At 54.0% G+C, this 1,087-nt stretch carries 1 protein-coding gene; it reads left to right on the forward strand.

The features are described from left to right. Nucleotides 1-966: plasmid replication initiator RepA (gene repA, locus KHQ28_RS14280; protein ID WP_211777622.1), on the forward strand; the 966-nt coding region annotated here is incomplete at its 5' end. Between the last annotated feature and the right edge of the window lie 121 nt (nt 967-1,087).

The following is a 1,087-nucleotide window of genomic DNA, read 5'->3' on the forward strand; positions in this document are numbered from 1 at the left end:
GAACAGATCCGTTTCTGGCAGGGGGTAGAGGACGGCCATGTGGCATCTTTTCTGGTTTCCCCGGAGAAGAAATCTACCCGTCGCCGGCGCGGCGAGCACTCCACAAAACCCAAATGTGAAAACCCGACCTGGTTTCGACCGGAGCATTACAAAAAACTGGGTGGCCAGCTGGGGCACGCCTATAACCGTCTTGTTCAAAAAGATCGCACCACTGGTGAGGTGCGACTGCGTATGCACGTATCGCTTCATCCGCTGTACGTCAGGGAACGCCGTCGGGCTGGCCGCCGGTATGGCTTCCGGCCGGAAAAGCAACGTCTGCTGGATGCTATCTGGCCAGTGCTGATCAGTTTCTGTGATGCCGGCAAGCTGACGGTCGGTATGTGTATTTCTCGTCTGGCAAAAGAACTCAGCCAGAAAGACAGTCATGGAAAAGTTATTCCGGAAACAGAGGTAACAGTCTCACGTCTGTCCCGGTTGATTGACGAACAGGTCCGTTTTGGTGTCCTGGCTGTATCTGAAGAAAATAGCTGGGACAGGGAATCCCGTACCTGGCTTCCTAAATACGTCTATATCACCGCGTTAGGGTTTCAGATGCTGGGAGTGGATCTGGAAAAACTTGATGCGGAACAACAAAAAAAGCTCCGGCAAAGCGAAGAGCATCGTCGTCTTATCGAGGAGGGGATTCTGCGTGAAGATGAGGAGATCTCCCCGCGTGCAGCACGTGAGCGCTGGTACCGTCAAAAAACTCTCGATGCACTGAAGTTCCGTCGGCAGCGTGGCGCCGAACGTAAACGAGCTAACCGCCTGGCCAGATATTCTCGTGAGCGCCAGATTCACGAAATGTCGCTTCATATCCTGAAGACAATGCCGGCAGACGAGGCTTACTGGTGTACAACGGAGCGGCTGCAGCAGCTGGCCATTCAGAACCTGTATCAGCTGGAGCTGGCCCTGGCTCCGCCGTCCTGACGGATATCATTTAGCTATTTTTTCTATGCCCCTGCCCGGGGCTTTTGGCGTTTGTCCGGATTCATGAAATTGCCTGGTTTTTATCCATCTGACGTTCCGGCCGTCGGACCATCGCTGGTTT

It is taken from the genome of Klebsiella sp. 28, from assembly GCF_018223905.1.
In the GTDB taxonomy this organism is placed as follows: domain Bacteria; phylum Pseudomonadota; class Gammaproteobacteria; order Enterobacterales; family Enterobacteriaceae; genus Klebsiella; species Klebsiella pneumoniae.